Raw genomic sequence first — 15,277 nt, forward strand, 5'->3', positions numbered from 1 at the left:
GCCGAGGGGGTCGGGAGGGGCGGTCCCGCGGTCCGGTCGGGTGCGGGTCGCGGCGCCTCCGCGGTCGGGGCCGCTACTACGGTGCGTAGTTTCGAGGGCCATTGTTCGGTTGTCCGGCGTCTGCCAAGAATGTCCCCATCCGCCAGGCAGTCCGGCCGGTTCGACCGCCGGACTCCCTGCCACCGCGTGCGCCGGGTGCGCCCCGGCCGGTCTCCGGCCGCCGGGCCCGTGGCGCACCCCGCGTCCCGGTCGGCGGCCACCGTGTCCGTCCGGCCGTCCGGCCCCGCGCGAGGAGAGGTCTCCATGCACCACCGCAGGACCCTGACCCTTTCGGAGAAGCTCCGCCGCCACCGGGTCGCCCTGGTGACCGGCATCGCCACGTTCGCCGTCGCGGGCACCGCCACCCTGGCGCTCGCACTGCCGCAGAACGCGGCCCCGGCCGACGCCGCCGCCGACCCGGTGCCGGCCGGCCGCCCGCAGCTGTCCGCGGACGCCTTCGCCTCCCGGTCACCGGACTCCGCTTCCACCTCCGCCTCTGCCGCGGCCTCCGCGTCCGCGCAGGCCCGGGCGGAGGCGGAGGCGGCCGCCTCGGCATCGGCGTCGGCCGCGGCCCAGGCGGAGGCGGAGGCGGCCGCGTCGGCGTCCGCGCAGGCGGCGGCGGAGGCCAGTGCGAGCGCTTCGGCGTCCGCGCAGGCGGCGGCCAGTGCCAAGGCGGAGGCCGCCGCGAAGGCGAAGGCCAAGGCCGAGGCGGCGGCGAAGGCGTCCGCGGAGGCGAAGGCCCGGGCGTCCGCGTCCGCTTCGGCCTCGGCGGCGTCCCGGGCGCAGCAGCGTCCGTCGCTGGCCGCCACCGCCTCCCCGTCCGGCTCCGGCTCCTCCTCGTCCTCGTCCTCGTCCTCGTCCTCGGCGTACAGCGGCACGCCGCAGCAGATCGCGGCGCAGATCGTGCCGGCGGGGCAGCTGCAGTGCTTCTCGAACATCGTGGAGCGCGAGAGCAGCTGGAACGTGCACGCGACCAACGCGTCCTCGGGCGCGTACGGGCTGATGCAGGCGCTGCCGGGGTCGAAGATGGCTTCGGCGGGGGCGGACTGGCGGGACAACCCGGTGACGCAGATCAAGTGGGGCCTGGAGTACATGAACGAGGCGTACGGCAGCCCGTGCGCGGCGTGGTCGTTCTGGCAGGCGCACAACTGGTACTGAGGGGTGGCTGCGGGGGCCGCTCGCACGGGGTCTCCGCAGCTCCACCACCGTGCGTACATCTGACGATACGTCAGCAAGTCACGGCGTTCCGTCCTCTATCCGGACATTTCATCGCACAATCATGTCCGTTCGGTGAAGATTCGGCGAACGTCCCGTGGCCGGTGTCCGGTATCACCGCTTTGGTGCGGCTTCCGACCTTTGCCTGAGGCTGTCCCCGCCCCTAGCCTCCCGGCCATGGCCCCACCACTGATCACCGTCGTGCTGCTCGCCTACGACGAGCAAGGACAACTGAAGGAGTGTCTCGACTCGCTGCTCGGACAGTCCTTCCGCGAGTTCGAGGTCATCGTGGTGCAGACCCCGTCCGAGCACTGCCCCGAGCGGCTGGTCGAGGCCTACGAACTGCGGGACGCCCGGGTGCGGGTGCTGCGGCTGGACGCCGAGACCGGCATCGGGCGGGCCCGGATGGCCGGGGCGGCGCACGCCCGCGGCCAGTACCTGCTGTTCCTGGACGCCGACCACCTGCTGCCGGAGGACGCGTTCGAGGCGATGGACGCGCGGCTCGCCGAGACCGGCGAGGTCGACGTGCTGCTGTTCGGCCACAACCGGGAGTACCGGGGCAAGCTCTGGCCGGGCAACGCGGCCGAGCTGCTGGCCGCCACCGGGCCCGGGGTGTTCTCCCCCGCCGAACTCCCCGAGCTGTTCGGCGCCCCGCCGCTCGCCTGGGACCGGCTGATGCGCAGCGGGACCATCCCGGCGTTCCCGGACGGCTTCTACGAGGAGGTCTCGGCGGTGCACCGCTCGCTGCTGGCCGCCACCCGGGTCGCGGTGCTGGACCGCGAGTGCGTCACCATCCGCCGCCGCCACACCCTGCACCCGGCGGGCAGCGAGGGCGCCACCCACTTCGACCTCTTCGACCGCTACGAGAGCACCTTCGAACTGCTGGACGCCCAGCCCGCCGAGGCCGAACCGGTCACCGCCACGGTGCGCCCGCACCTGTTCACCAGGATGATCCGGCACTACCTGTTCGTCTTCGACCTGCCGGGGTGCCTGACCCGCGCCGAGCGCCCGCAGTTCTTCCAGCGCGCCGCCGAGCACTACAAGCGCTTCCTGCCGAACGGGTACCGGCGCCCCGAGGGCCGCGAGGGCATCAAGTTCTCGCTGCTGGCCTCGAATTCGTACGCCACCTTCGAGGTCGCGAAGTTCTCCCGGCTGGCGGGCGGGCGCCGCTGAACCGCCCGCCGCACGGCGCCCCGCTCCACGCCCCGCGCCGCCCGCCGCGCCGCACCGCGCGACCCGCCGACGACACGGCTGCGGCGGTGTCCTGACGCCCCGTCGGCCCGGTCCGCGGGGTAGAGTCCGTGCCCGCGGACAGTTCGAGTCCGCCCGCGCTCTGCTCACCGCGCCCAGTTCCGTGCACGCACCCCTGCACGCACGCACCACCGGACCGGAAGGCGAACTCCCCGATGTCCTCCCCTGCTTCCCCGTCGGCGTCCCCGACCCCGGGCCCGACGCCGAACCAGGCCGCCGACCCCTCGGCCACCGACCCGACCGAGACCGCCGACGGGCCGCCCCCGGGGCCGTCCGGCCAACTGCCGCCCCAGCAGCAGCTGTCCGGCTGGACGCTCCTGCTGCTGGGGGCGCTGCTGCTGGCCGAGGCCTTCCTCTGCATGGCCGTGCTCATCAGCGTCTGGACGCCGCTCACCACGCTGACCGCCGAACACGCCCCCACCGGCGACCCGTTGCCCTGGACGGTGCTCGGCCTCGGCCCCTGGCATCTGACCTCCAACACCGCCATGCTGCTGGCCGTGCTCGCCGCCAGCGGCCTCGGCAGCTTCGTGCACGCCGCCACCTCCTTCGCCACCTACGCGGGCAACCGGCAACTGCTGCCCAGCTGGCTGCCCTGGTACCTGCTGCGCACCGCGATCGGCGGCGCGCTCGCCCTGCTGGTCTACTTCCTGCTGCGCGGCGGCCTGTTCGCCAACGGCACCGACGGCACCGCCACCAACCCGTACGGCTTCGCCGGGATCGCCGGGCTGTGCGGCCTGTTCTCCAAGCAGGCCACCGACAAGCTCCGCGAGGTCTTCGACACCGTCCTGACCACCCGGGACGGCGCGGGCGACGACGAACGCGACGACAAGATCCAACCCGTCGCCCCGACTTCCCCCGCCACCGCCACCCCCACCCCCGCAACTCCCGCCCCCACGGCGCCGGTCGCCGCCCTCCCCCTGCCGGAACCCGCGGACCCGGCCCAGCCGGTGATCCCGCAGCAGCCCTCCACCGCGCCCGACGGCACCTGAGCCCGGCCCCGTTCCGGCGAACGGCCTGCCGCGCCGCGCCGTCGCAGCGCGCGCTGACGACGATCGGGGTCGCGACCGGAGCGCCGCCTGTCGCGCACGGAGGCCGCGGCCCCGCCTGGGATGATCGGGGCATGGCCTCCGATCTCGCCCGTGCCCTCGCCGCCGCCGTCCGTGGCGAGGTCCGTTTCGACACCGCCGAGCGTGCCGTGTACGGGCAGGACGCGTCGAACTACCGGCAGGTGCCGCGCGGGGTGGTGAAGCCCGTGGACCGGGAGGACGTGCGGGAGGCGGTGCGGGTGTGCCGGGAGTTCGGGGTGCCGGTGGTGGCGCGCGGGGCGGGGACGAGCATCGGCGGGCAGGCGATCGGGCCGGGGGCGGTGGTGCTGGACTTCCGGCGGCACCTCGGGCGGGTGCTGGAGGTGGATCCGGAGCGGCGCACCGCCCGGGTCGAGCCGGGGACGGTGTTGGACGAACTCCAGCGCGCGGCGCGGCCGTTCGGGCTGCGCTTCGGGCCGGACCCGTCCACCCACAGCCGGTGCACGATCGGCGGGATGGTCGGCAACGACGCCTGCGGTTCGCACTCGCCCGCCTGGGGCCGCACCTCCGACAACCTGCACGGCCTGGACCTGCTGCTGTCCGACGGCACCGAGCTGTCCGTCACCGGCCCGCTGCCGCCCGCCGAACGGGCCGCGCTGGCCGCCGCCCCGGGCCGGATCGGCCGCCTGCACCGGGAGTTGCAGGCGCTGGCGGCGGACAACCTGGCACTGCTGCGCCGGGCGATGCCGGTGCTGCCGCGGCGCGGTTCGGGCTACCCGCTGGACGCACTGCTGCCGGAGCGCGGCTACGACCTGGTGCGGGCGGTGACCGGCACCGAGGGGACGTGCGCGCTGCTGCTGGGGGCGACGGTGCGGCTGGTGCCGGAGCCGGCCGCCCGGGCGCTGGTGGTGGCCGGGTACCCGGACGAGACGGCGGCGGCAGACGCGGTGCCCGCGCTGCTGCCGCTGGCGCCGTTGACCTGCGAGGGGATGGCCGCCGACCTGGTGGCCGCGCTGCTGGCCGCCGGTCCGCGCCCGCCGGTGCTGGACCGGCTGCCGGACGGCGCGTGCTGGCTGTTCCTGGAGACCGGTGGCGCGACGCCCGCCGAAGCGGCCGACCGGGCGCGGCAGTTGGCGGACGCGGTGCGGCGGGAGCGGGCGGCGACGGTCGCGCTGGTGACCGATCCGGGCGAGCAGCGGGCGCTGTGGGCGATCCGGGAGGCGGGGGCGGGCATCGTCACCCGGCTGCCGCCGGGACCGGACGGGCGGCCGGGCGGCGCGGCCTGGCCGGGCTGGGAGGACTCCGCCGTCCCGGTCGAGCAACTGGGCTCGTACCTGCGGCAGTTGCGGGCGCTGCTGGGGCGGCACGGGCTGCGCGGGGTGCCGTACGGGCACTTCGGCGAGGGGTGCGTGCACCTGCGGCTGGACTTTCCGCTGCGCGAACGGCCGGAGGCGTTCCGGGAGTTCCTGTGGGAGGCGGCGGACCTGGTGGTGGCGCACGGGGGTTCGCTCTCGGGTGAGCACGGCGACGGGCAGGCCCGGGCGGAGCTGCTGCCGCGGATGTTCCCGCCGGAGGTGATCGGGCTGTTCGCCCGGTTCAAGCGGATCTGGGACCCGGCGGGCCTGCTGAACCCGGGCCTGCTGGTCGACCCGCGCCCGCTGGACGCCGATCTGCGCTTCCCCGGGCGGGAGTTGCCGCTGACGCTGGCCTACCCGGAGGACGGCGGCAGCCTGCTGTCGGCGGTGCACCGCTGCGTGGGCGTCGGCAAGTGCGTGGACACCACGACCGGGGTGATGTGCCCGAGCTACATGGTGACCGGGGAGGAGCGGCACTCGACCCGGGGCCGGGCCCGGCTGCTGGGCGAGATGCTGCGCGGCGAACTGGTCGTCGACGGCTGGCGCTCGCCCGAGGTGCGCGAGGCGCTGGACCTGTGCCTGGGCTGCAAGGGCTGCGCGAGCGACTGCCCGGTGCACGTGGACATGGCCACCTACCGGTCCGAGTTCCTGTACCACCACTACCGGTTCCGGCCGCGCCCGGCCGCGCACCTGTCCTTCGGCTGGCTGCCGCTGTGGCTGCGGCTGGCCCACCTGGCGCCGCGCGCCGCCGACGCCGCGCTGCGCGGCCGGTTCAGCGCGCCGGTGCTGAAGCGGCTCGGCGGGATCGACCCGCGGCGCGCGCTCCCGGCGCTGCCGGAGCGGCGGTTCAGCGCCTGGTTCCGCGGCCACCGGGCCGCGCACCCGGTGGCCGCGGACGCCCCGGCGGTGCTGCTGTGGCCCGATTCGATGTCCGAGCTGCTGGATCCGGCCCCGGCCCGGGCCGCCGTGCTGGTGCTGGAGCGGCTGGGTTTCCGGGTGGTGCTGCCGTCCGGCCCGGTGTGCTGCGGGCTGACGCTGATCGCCAGCGGCCAACTCGGCCTGGCCCGGCGGGTGGTGGCCCTTTCGCTGCGCAACCTGGGCGAACTGCCGCCCGGGCTCCCGGTGGTGGGCCTGGAGCCGTCCTGCACGGCCACCGTGCGGGCGGACTGGGCGCGGCTGCTGCCCGACAGTGCCCCCGGACTGCCGTCCCGGATCCGCACGTTGGCCGAGTTCCTGGACGAACGGGCGGTCGAGCTGCCCGAGTTGGCCGGACCGGCGATGACCCAGGTGCACTGCCACCAGCACGCCGTCCTCGGCACCGGCGCCGACCGGCGGGTCACCGCCCGGCTGGGCCTGGACAACCGCCAACTGGACGCCGGTTGCTGCGGGTTGGCGGGCGCGTTCGGCTTCGAGCGGGGCCACTGGGAGGTGTCGGTGGCCGCCGCCGAACGCGCCCTGCTGCCCGCCGTCCGGGCCGCCGCGCCGGGGACGCTGCTGCTCGCCGACGGGCTCAGCTGCCGCACCCAGCTGAACCAACTGGAGCCCGGCGCGCGACCGTTGCACCTGGCGGAGGTGCTGCTGCGGGCCTTCGAGCAGGCCGGACCGGGTGAGGGTCACTCGCCCGGGTAGCGGACCCCGATCCGTTCCCGGACGGCGTCCAGGGTGCGCATCACGGACAGCGTGGAGTCCAGCGGCACCAGCGGGGACTCGGTCTCGCCCGCCCGCAGGCAGCGCACCACCTCGGCGGCCTCCAGCCCGTAGCCGTGCCCGGCCTTCGCGGGGCCGGTGAAGGCCTCGGGCTCGGCGCCGTCCCGGTGCAGGGTGAACCCGGCCGGGTGGAAGAAGTCCCGGTCGATCTCGATCCGGCCGGTGCTGCCCTGCACCGAGGCCCGCTGGCCGCACTGCACGTCCAGCGAGCAGGACAGCAGGGCGGTCGCACCGCTGGCGTGGCCGAGCAGGATGCCGGTGTGGGCGTCCACCCCGAGGTCGGTCAGCCGGGCCCAGGCCTGCACCGACTCGGGGGCGCCGAGCAGCAGGTGGGCGAACGCGACGGGGTACACCCCGAGGTCGAGCAGGGCGCCGCCGCCCGCCGCCGGGTCCCACAGCCGGTGGGTCGGGTCCTCCGCGGCGGGGAAGCCGAACTCGGCCTGCACGGAGCGGACTTCACCGATCGCGCCGTCCGCGACCAGCTCGGCGATCCGCCGCACCGTCGGGTCGAGGTACGTCCACATCGCCTCCATCAGGAAGACCTCGCGCTTGCGGGCGAGGTCGACCAGCTCGGCGGCCTGGCCGGCGTTCAGCGTGAACGGCTTCTCGCACAGCACCGCCTTGCCCGCCTCCAGCAGCAGCGCGGTCGCGGCGTGGTGCGCGGCGTGCGGGGTGGCCACGTAGACGACGTCGACCTCGGGGTCGGCCGCCAGCTCCTGCCAGCTGCCGTACGCGTGCGCGATGCCGTGCCGGTCGGCGAAGGCGCGGGCGGTCTCCTCCCGCCGGGAGGCCACGGCGAACGCCTCGGCGCCGGGGACGGCCGCCAGGTCCTCCACGAAGGAGGTGGCGATCCCGCCGGTGGCGAGGACGCCCCAACGGATCGGGCGGTCAGTGATCGGCTGCACGGGAGGCTCCTCCGGTCCGACGACGGTGCGGGCGGCCCCACCCTATCCACCGCCCCACCTGCACGGACAGCCCCGTCCGCGGGCTGGTCGCTGCCCGGCGCCCTTCAGCGCAGCCGGGTGACGGCGACCAGCGCGGCGTCGTCCAGCAGGCGGCCGCCGACGTGGGCGAGGAGGTCCAGGCGCAGGGCGTCCAGCAGGGCGCGGGGGCTGTCGGCGGGGAGCGCGGCGGCGCGGTCGGGCAGGGGGTAGAAGGTGCCGTCGGCGTCCCGGGCCTCGGTGGCGCCGTCGGTGTGGAGGAGCAGGGTGGCGCCGGGCGGGAAGTCGAACTCCTCGGTGCGCCGCTCGTCCGGGCCCAGGGCGCCCATGCCGAGCGGCGGGGCGGTGCGGCGCAGCGGGAGCGGCCGGGCGCGGCCGTGGGCGAGGAGCAGCGGCGGGGGGTGTCCGCAGTTGGCGATCCGGGCGGTGGGGCGGCGGTCGGGGAGGTCGAGGACGAGGGCGGTGACGAAGTTCTCCTGGACGTCCTGGCCGCTGTCGGCGAGTTCGGCGAGGTGGCGGCGGTAGGAGGTTTCGAGGGCGTCGGCCAGCGCCGCGGGGTCCTCGTGGCGGTGGGCGAGTTCGCGGAACGCGGCGAGCAGCGCGGCGGCGTCCCCGACGGCGGCGAGGCCCTTGCCGCGGACGTCGCCGATCAGCAGGCGGGTGGCGTCCGGGGTGCGGACGGCGGCGTACAGGTCGCCGCCGACGTGGGCCTCGTCGTCGGCGGCGAGGTAGCGGGTGGCGATCCGCAGCGGCCCGGCGCGGTCGGGCAGCGGGCGCATCAGGACGCGCTGGACGGCGTCGGAGACGGTGCGGACCCGGTCGAGTTCGCGGTCGTGGCGTTCGCGGAGGCGGGTGTAGCCGACGATCACGCCGGTGACCACGGCGAGGGCGAGCAGCTGGGCCTGGTGGTTGGCGGTGAACAGGCCGCCGTGCAGGACCGCGATGACGGCCTGGGCGGCCAGGGCGAGGACGCCGACCAGGACGGTCAGCCGGGTGCCCGCGAAGGAGGGGGTGATGGCGGGGGCGACCACCAGCAGCGGGCCGAGGTGGATGTTCGGGGAGATCGAGATGTCGACGGCGGAGATCAGCACGATCAGGCCGAGCGGCAGCAGCACCATCAGGTGTCCGGTGCGCCACTCGCCCAGCAGTTCGACCAGCCTCCGCCGCGCTCCCACCCCACCACCATGCACCGCGGCCGCCGCCCCCACGACCCGGTGCACGCTGCGCGCACGGGCTATGGCGCTGCGTCACCACCGCCCCCTACCATCGGCTCCATGGCCACCACCCCCACCCCCGCCCCCGTCGACGACGGCGCTGGCCGCAAGCTCACCCCCGCCGAGGCGGACGGGATCCTCGCCGAGCACTTCGCCCCCTGGGTGCAGGAGCTGGGGCTGTCCGTCGTGGAGACGGGCGAGCGCCACGCGGTGCTCCGGCTGCCCTGGTCGGACCGGCTGGCCCGGGAGGGCGGCGGGCTGTCCGGGCAGGCGATGACGGCGGCGGCCGACACCGCCACCGTGATCGCGATCTCCGCGGCGCTGGGCGGTTTCGCGCCGATGACCACCGTCCAGCTGTCCACCACCTTCCAGCGGCCGGCCCGCGGCACCGACCTGCTGGTCACCGCGCGCCTGACCAAGCTGGGCCGCCGGGTCGCCTTCGCCGACATCACCCTGACCACCCCGGACGCCCCGTCCGACCCGGTCGCCCACGCCACCACCGTCTACGCCTTCCCCGGCTGAGCGGGCCGAACGGGTTCCCCGGCCGAGCGGGTTGGGCAGGCTGAGCGAGCTGGGCAGGCCGAGCGGACCCCGGCCGAACGGCCCCGCCGAACCCCTACCCACCGGCGCTACCGGGCAGTAGCCTCCCCTGGTCGATCCGATCGCGACCCACCGCTGGAGGTCCCGTGCGCCCGATCGCGCGCCGCCGCACGCTCGTTGCCACCGCTCTCGCCGCCCTGGTGCTCGCCGCGGCGGGCACCGTCCCCGCCGCCGCCGCGCCGGGCGGGCCGCACGGGCCGGACGGGAACGGCGGGCGGGGCGGCCCGCACCGCCCCGCGTACTACCTGGCGGTCGGGGACTCGCTGGCGGCGGGCTACCAGTCGACGCCGACCGGCGGGCACGTGGTGGGCCGCGGCTACGCGCAGGACCTGGCCCGGACGCTGGGCGCGCGGGCCGCGCAGGAGCGCCGCCCGTTCGAGTTCACCGACCTGGGCTGCCCGGGCGAGACCACCGGCACCATGGCGGACGGCGGCTGCCCGTACCCGCACTCCTTCGCCGGCTCCCAACTGGAGGCCGCCGTCGCCTACTTGGAGGCGCACCGGAAGGACGAGGTGCTGGTGACCATCGACATCGGCGCCAACGACGTGCAGCGCTGCGCCGCGGGCGGGACGCTGGACCTGCCGTGCGCGCTGAACGGCATCGAGCAGGTCCGCACCGGGCTCGACCGGATCCTGGGCGAGCTGCGGGCCGCGGCGGGCCCGCACACCCGGATCGTCGGGATGAACCTGTACGACCCGTTCCTGGCCGCCTGGGTGACCGGCGACCGGGGCAGGGAACTCGCCACCGCCTCCGTGCAGTTGAGCGATTCGCTGAACCGGGTGATCGGGTCGGTGGACGCCCGCCACCGCGTCCCGACGGCCGACGTGGCGGGTGCCTTCGCCACCGACGCCTTCGCGCCGACGGTGCCGCTGGGCGGGCAGCAGGTGCCGCTGAACGTGGCCCGGATCCTGCAGTGGACCAACATGGCGCGCGGCGACATCCACGCCAACGACGCGGGCTACCAGGTGATCGCGGACGCCTTCCTGGCCGAGCTGCCCGCGCGGTACCCGAAGCGGTGACGGCCCCGGCCGGAGGGCCGGGGTTCAGGGCGCGGTGATGGTGGTGACGAACTCGGCGAGGCGCTCGTGCGAGAGGTGGCGGGCGATGTCCGCCTCGCTGATCATGCCGACGAGCTGGTGGTCCGGGTGGTTGATCACCGGCAGGCGGCGCACCCGTTCCTCCTCCATCACCTGCAGCACGAGGTCCGCCTCCTCGTCCTCCTCGATCACCCTCGGGCGCCCGACCGCGAGCTCCACGCAGCGGACGGCCGCGGGGTCGCGCCCCTCGGCGACGCACTTGAGGACGATGTCGCGGTCGGTGAGGATGCCCAGCAGCTTCTGCTCCTCGCCGCAGATCGGCAGCGCGCCGACGCCGCGGTCGCGCATGATCCGGGCGGCTTCGGCGAGGGTCTGCCCGCCGGTGACGCACTCCGCTCCGGGGTGCATGATCTCTTTCGCGGTGGTCATGGCCGGACCTCCCGAGGTGGCTGGCGCACGGCGGCCCCGTGCACGGTACGTCCGTCCCTCCATGCTCGCCCCGGGTCGGGGCGGCCCGCCACCGCTGGGGCCGGCCGCTCAGGCCGCGTGCGGCGGCGCCATCCGCAACTGGCCCTGTCCGTCGGCGCGTTCGGCGGCCGCGGCGACCTCCGGGAGTTCCAGCTGCTCGACGCCCGGATCGGCGTCCGGGCCGCCACCGCCCTCCGCCGGGCCGGTCGCGCCGGCGGCCCGGGCCGCCCCGGCGGCCTGCGCGGTGGCCTGCGCAGTGGCCTGCGCGGTGGCGCGTTCGGTGGAGCTCTCCAGGAAGCGCAGCAGCTCGACCGGGAACGGCAGCACCAGGGTCGAGTTCTTCTCCGCGGCGACCTCCACCACGGTCTGCAGCAGCCGCAGTTGGAGCGCCGCGGGCGTCTCGGCCATCACCTTCGCGGCCTCCGAGAGCCGCGCGGACGCCTGGAACTCGCCGTCGGCGGTGATGATCCGGGCCCGCCGCTCCCGGTCGGCCTCGGCCTGCCGGGCCATCGAGCGCTTCATCGACTCGGGCAGCGCCACGTCCTTGATCTCGACCCGGTCGATCTGGACGCCCCAGCCCAACGCGGGGCTGTCCAGCATCAGTTCGAGCCCCTGGTTGATCGGCTCCCGGTTGGCCAGCAGGTCGTCCAGCTCGCTCTTGCCGATGATCGACCGCAGCGAGGTCTGCGCGACCTGCGACATCGCGAAGCCGTAGTCCTGGACGTCGACGATCGCCTTCACCGGGTCGACCACCTTGAAGTACACCACCGCGTCGACCCGGACGGTCACGTTGTCGCGGGTGATGCCCTCCTGCGCGGGGACCGGCATCGTGACGGTCTGCACGTTCACCCGGCGCAACCGGTCCGCGACGGGCCGGATCCGGGCCAGCCCCGGCCCGCGCACCCCGTCCAGCACCCGCCCGAACCGGAACACCACCCCGCGCTGGGTCTGCTGCACCATCCGCACGCCCAACCCGGCGTACACCGCCAGCAGCACCAGCAGCGCGATCAGCACGTCGACCACGACCATCGCCGTCACCTCGACCCGGGAGGGGGGAACCGGGGAACCGGGCCGCACCCCGGCCCGCACCTCCACGCTACTCCGCCGCCTCCCGTCCCGGAGCGGTCACCGAACGTAGGATTCCGTCCATGGAACCGCCCCACGAGTCCGCCCCCGCCGTCCTCGCCCCGCAGACCCGGGGCATCGCCGAGCTGGACGAACTGGTGGTCCACTGCCGGGCCTGCCCCCGGCTGGTCGCCTGGCGCGAGGAGACCGCGCTGGTCAAGCGCAGGGCGTTCCAGGACCAGGAGTACTGGGCCCGGCCGATCCCCGGCTTCGGGCCGTACGACGCCGAGCTGGTGCTGGTCGGCCTCGCCCCCGCCGCGCACGGCGGCAACCGCACCGGCCGGATCTTCACCGGCGACCCCTCCGGCGACCTGCTGTACGCCTCGCTGCACCGGCTCGGCCTGGCCAACCGGCCGGAATCCACCTGGCGCGGCGACGGCCTGCGGCTGCGCGGCGTGCGGATCACCGACCCGGTGCGGTGCGCCCCGCCGGAGAACAAGCCCACCAACGCCGAGCGCGACACCTGCCGCCCGTGGATCGTCCGCGAGTTCGAGGAGATGCGCCCCACCGTCCGCGCCGTGGTCGCCCTCGGCGGCTTCGCCTGGCAGGCCGTCCTGCCGGTCCTGGCCGCCGCGGGCTGGCGGGTGCCCCGCCCGAAGCCGGTGTTCGGCCACGGCGCCCACGCCGTCCTCCCCGCCGCCGACGGCGGCCCCGAACTGCACCTCTTCGGCTGCTTCCACGTCAGCCCCCGCAACACCTACACCGGCCGCCTCACCCCCGCGATGGTCGACGACCTGCTGCGCACGGCGGCCGTCGCGGCCGGTCTGGACCCGGCCTGAGCACCGCGGGGGGCTCTTCTCCCGGCTCTCAGCGCAGCTTCCCCGGTCGGCGGGCGGCCTGTTCCCAGACCTGCGGGAGCAGTTCGCGGGCGAAGGCCAGCTCGGCGGTCTGGCGGCCGTAGAGCGCGCCGTAGCCGAAGCTGCCGTCGGAGAGGGTGCGGAGGGCGTCGCGGGCGACGGCGGCGTCCTGGTGGCGGCCGAGGACGTCCTGGAGGGCCTTCATCCGGCGGGTGAAGGCGCGGGCGGGGCGGCCGGCCGTCTCGCCGGCGTAGCGGGCGCGCTTGGCGGCCTTGCGGGCGTCGTGCAGGGCGCGTTCGAGGGCGGGGCCCTCGGGGGTGCGGCGGGCGAGGGCGAGGCGTTCGGCGGTGCGGCGGTGCTCGCGGCGCAGGGTGCGGGTGAGTTCGGGCCCGTAGGGCTTCGCGGCGCGGGAGTTGAGGGGCGGGTCGGCGGCGAGTGCGGTGAGCGCGGCGAGCAGGCGGCGGAAGCGTGCGGTGTCGAGGGTGGCGAGGACGCGGGTGCGGGCGTCGCCGGTCTCGCGGGCGTGCCAGGCGGTGAGTTCGCCGAGGACGCGGTCGCGCCCGCTGCCGGGGGGCAGCTCGCGGGCCTGGGCGAGCAGGCGGGCGCCGAGCACTTCGGCGTCGCGGGCGCGGCCGAGGGCCCGGCCGAGCCAGCGCAGTTCGTCCTCGGTGGCGGTGTGGTCGCCGCGCAGGTGGCGGCGGTGGGTGCGCAGGGCGCTGCGCAGGCGGCGGGCGGCGACGCGCATCCGGTGGACGGCGTCGGGCCGGTCGGCGCGGACGTCGGGTTCGAGGGCGGCGAGTTCGGCGGCCTGGGTGCGCAGGCGCGCGGCGATGGCCTCCCCTGCGCTGCCGTCCGTCCGGTGGGCCACGTCGTCACGTCCTTCCGTGCTGTCCCAGCGTAGGCCGTCCACGAACGCCTGTCCGTTCCGCCGCGCGGCAACCGTCCGCGCCCGACCTCACCCGCCGAACAGCCGTTCCGCCGCCGTTCCGCCGCCGTTCCGCCGCTGTCCCGCCGCTGTCCCGTCCGACCGGTCGGTGAACCGGGGCGCGCGGCGCGGTGGTTCGGGCCCGATCGGGCGGGCCTACGGTGGGGGGATGTCGTCGATCCCCGCCGTGCCCGTCTTCACCGCCGCGACCGCGCCGGGTGCCCTGCCGGTGCTGGGGCACGGGCTGCGGCTGCTGCGCGGGCCGGTCGGGTTCCTGTCCTCGCTGCACGAGCACGGCGATCTGGTGGCGGTGCGACTGGGGCCAACGACGGCCCAAGTACCGTGCCATCCGGCGTTGTTGGCCCAGGTGCTGGAGGACGACCGGCTGTTCGACAAGGGCGGGGTGTTCTACGACCGGGCGCGCGACGTGGCGGGGAACGGGCTGGTGACCTGCCCGCACCGGGACCACCGGCGGCAGCGCCGGCTCGTCCAGTCGGCGTTCCGGCGCCCGCAGTTGGCGCACCACGCGGGCGCGGTGCGGGCCGAGGTGGACGCGGCCGCCGCGGACTGGCGGCCGGGGCTGGTGGTGGACGCGTTCCCGCTGTTCTACGGGATCGCGCTGCGCACCCTGGCCCGGACGCTGTACTCGACCGCGATCGACGCCGAACTGGCGACGGGGGTGGAGCGGGCCTTCGACACCGTGCTGAACGGGCTGTTCCGGCAGATGTTCCTGCCCGCCCCGGTGCGCCGCCTGCCGCTGCCCGCGAACCTGCGCTACCGCCGGGCGCTGGCCTACCTGCACGCCGCCACCCGGCAGCTGGTCGCCGCCCACCGGAGCGGGGAGGCCGGCGGGGACGGCGACCTGCTCTCGGCGCTGCTGGCCGCCGCCGACGAGGACGAGGGCGGCGCGGGCGGGGCCGGGCTGAGCGACGCCGAGGTGCACGACCAGGTGGTCACGCTGCTGGCGGCGGGCACCGAGACCGTCGCGGCGACGCTGACCTGGACGCTGTGGCGGCTGTCGCTCCACCCGGCGGCGGCCGAGCAGGTGCGGGCCGAGCTGGACGCGGTGCTGCCGCACGGGCGGGCGCCGCGGCCGGAGGACCTGCCCCGGCTGGCCGCGGTCGACCGGGTGGTGTCGGAGACGCTGCGGCTGCACCCGCCGGGCTGGCTGTTCACCCGGATCACCACCGCCCCGACCGAGCTGGCCGGGCGTCCGCTGCCGACCGGCAGCACGCTGGTGTTCTCGCCCGCGGCGGTCTCCCGGCACCCGGCCGCGCACCGCTCCCCCGCCGTGTTCGACCCGGACCGCTGGCGGCCGGAGCGGGTCACCCCGGCCGCCCGGCAGGGGTTCCTGCCGTTCGGCACGGGGGCCCGCAAGTGCGTCGGCGACCTGTTCGCCCGCGCCGAGTGCACCCTCGTCCTGGCGGCGCTGCTGTCGCGCTGGCGGCTCGTCCCGGAGCCGGGCGCCGACCTGCGTCCCGTTCCGCTGGCGACCGTGCTGCGTCCGCGCCGGTTGCGGCTGCGGCTGCGGCTGGTCGAGCGGTGAGGGGCGGCCGGGCGCTGGGGCGCGGGGGCCCG

At 76.0% G+C, this 15,277-nt stretch carries 13 protein-coding genes; 8 read left to right on the plus strand and 5 right to left on the minus strand.

Annotated features, from left to right (window positions below):
- Nucleotides 1-303: 303 nt before the first annotated feature.
- The 4 genes from OO57_RS44745 to OO57_RS16945 all read left to right on the plus strand — a co-directional run bounded on the left by OO57_RS44745 (nt 304) and on the right by OO57_RS16945 (nt 6,514).
- The gene (locus OO57_RS44745; protein ID WP_199811273.1) at nt 304-1,197 is read left to right on the plus strand and encodes a lytic transglycosylase domain-containing protein; all 894 of its coding nucleotides are present in this window, start codon (nt 304-306) and stop codon (nt 1,195-1,197) included.
- A gap of 234 nt (nt 1,198-1,431) precedes the next feature.
- Nucleotides 1,432-2,427 carry a glycosyltransferase family 2 protein gene (locus OO57_RS16935; protein WP_051777790.1) on the plus strand — a complete coding sequence of 332 codons (996 nt, stop codon included), beginning with the start codon at nt 1,432-1,434 and terminating at the stop codon, nt 2,425-2,427.
- 233 nt (nt 2,428-2,660) lie between these two features.
- Nucleotides 2,661-3,494, plus strand: coding sequence for a hypothetical protein (locus tag OO57_RS44750; RefSeq protein WP_051777792.1), 834 nt, complete (start codon nt 2,661-2,663; stop codon nt 3,492-3,494).
- Nucleotides 3,495-3,625: 131 nt separating this feature from the next.
- Nucleotides 3,626-6,514 (plus strand): FAD-binding and (Fe-S)-binding domain-containing protein, encoded by a 2,889-nt coding sequence (locus tag OO57_RS16945; protein WP_033253325.1) that lies wholly within the window; start codon nt 3,626-3,628, stop codon nt 6,512-6,514.
- Here OO57_RS16945 and OO57_RS16950 read toward each other — a convergent pair.
- Together OO57_RS16950 and OO57_RS16955 are read right to left on the minus strand one after the other, a co-directional pair.
- Nucleotides 6,499-7,497: a Gfo/Idh/MocA family protein gene (locus OO57_RS16950; RefSeq protein ID WP_033253326.1), complete on the minus strand. Its 999-nt coding sequence runs from the start codon at nt 7,495-7,497 to the stop codon at nt 6,499-6,501. The genes OO57_RS16945 and OO57_RS16950 overlap by 16 nt on opposite strands.
- A 104-nt stretch (nt 7,498-7,601) precedes the next feature.
- Nucleotides 7,602-8,651: a PP2C family protein-serine/threonine phosphatase gene (locus OO57_RS16955; RefSeq protein ID WP_081973736.1), complete on the minus strand. Its 1,050-nt coding sequence runs from the start codon at nt 8,649-8,651 to the stop codon at nt 7,602-7,604.
- Nucleotides 8,652-8,807: 156 nt separating this feature from the next.
- Between OO57_RS16955 and OO57_RS16960 the strand changes: the two genes are divergently transcribed.
- Both OO57_RS16960 and OO57_RS39525 read left to right on the plus strand, forming a co-directional pair.
- Nucleotides 8,808-9,269, plus strand: a complete 462-nt coding sequence (locus OO57_RS16960) for a PaaI family thioesterase (protein ID WP_051777795.1) — start codon at nt 8,808-8,810, stop codon at nt 9,267-9,269.
- Nucleotides 9,270-9,433: 164 nt separating this feature from the next.
- Complete coding sequence (locus OO57_RS39525) at nt 9,434-10,366, plus strand: SGNH/GDSL hydrolase family protein (RefSeq protein WP_051777797.1); 933 nt, start codon at nt 9,434-9,436, stop codon at nt 10,364-10,366.
- 24 nt (nt 10,367-10,390) lie between these two features.
- On the opposite strand, the gene OO57_RS16970 is transcribed toward OO57_RS39525, so the two are convergent.
- Both OO57_RS16970 and OO57_RS16975 read right to left on the minus strand, forming a co-directional pair.
- Nucleotides 10,391-10,813: a CBS domain-containing protein gene (locus OO57_RS16970; protein WP_033253328.1), complete on the minus strand. Its 423-nt coding sequence runs from the start codon at nt 10,811-10,813 to the stop codon at nt 10,391-10,393.
- 108 nt (nt 10,814-10,921) lie between these two features.
- The gene (locus tag OO57_RS16975; RefSeq protein ID WP_033253352.1) at nt 10,922-11,881 is read right to left on the minus strand and encodes a slipin family protein; all 960 of its coding nucleotides are present in this window, start codon (nt 11,879-11,881) and stop codon (nt 10,922-10,924) included.
- A 119-nt stretch (nt 11,882-12,000) separates the two neighbouring features.
- Here OO57_RS16975 and OO57_RS16980 point away from each other — a divergent pair, with 119 nt between their 5' ends.
- Nucleotides 12,001-12,756, plus strand: a complete 756-nt coding sequence (locus OO57_RS16980) for a uracil-DNA glycosylase (RefSeq protein ID WP_106974014.1) — start codon at nt 12,001-12,003, stop codon at nt 12,754-12,756.
- A gap of 28 nt (nt 12,757-12,784) precedes the next feature.
- Here the strand turns inward: OO57_RS16980 and OO57_RS16985 are convergent, their stop codons facing one another.
- Nucleotides 12,785-13,642, minus strand: a complete 858-nt coding sequence (locus OO57_RS16985) for a CHAD domain-containing protein (RefSeq protein ID WP_051777798.1) — start codon at nt 13,640-13,642, stop codon at nt 12,785-12,787.
- A gap of 226 nt (nt 13,643-13,868) precedes the next feature.
- Here OO57_RS16985 and OO57_RS16990 point away from each other — a divergent pair, with 226 nt between their 5' ends.
- A complete protein-coding gene (locus OO57_RS16990) occupies nt 13,869-15,245 on the plus strand; it encodes a cytochrome P450 (protein WP_033253330.1) in 1,377 nt (458 codons plus the stop codon).
- Nucleotides 15,246-15,277 lie beyond the last annotated feature (32 nt).

Source organism: Kitasatospora phosalacinea, from assembly GCF_000717185.1.
Classification (GTDB): Bacteria; Actinomycetota; Actinomycetes; order Streptomycetales; family Streptomycetaceae; genus Kitasatospora; species Kitasatospora phosalacinea_A.